The organism is Candidatus Clostridium eludens, from assembly GCF_045310515.1.
GTDB lineage: Bacteria > Bacillota > Clostridia > Clostridiales > Clostridiaceae > Clostridium_B > Clostridium_B eludens.
Genome location: NZ_JBJHZX010000210.1, coordinates 1 through 270, shown reverse-complemented (window position 1 = coordinate 270; position 270 = coordinate 1). Strand labels below are relative to the sequence as shown.

The following is a 270-nucleotide window of genomic DNA, read 5'->3' as shown; positions in this document are numbered from 1 at the left end:
ATGAATAAATATAATACTTTGAGAGAAAGAGAAATATTGAAATTAAGGTATGGCTGGGATAATTGTAAGTGTATGACCTGTCAGCAGCTTGGGGAGATGCATAATGTTACTAAAGTTACGATTAATAATATTGAATGTACAGCCCTTGAAAAAATGAGAAAATCACCCTGGGGAGCAAGGAAGGCAGAAGAACTGTATATTCAAAAAAGAGAGGAATCAAGTCATAGTATTCATTGGGCCATAGAAACCATGAATTTTGCTGACAAATAT

Annotated in this window: 1 protein-coding gene; it reads left to right on the top strand. The window is 34.1% G+C overall.

The window, feature by feature from the left end; all coding sequences use genetic code 11:
* A partial coding sequence (locus tag ACJDU8_RS25855; protein ID WP_406795045.1) for a sigma factor-like helix-turn-helix DNA-binding protein occupies window positions 1–270 on the top strand: 270 nt, incomplete at both ends.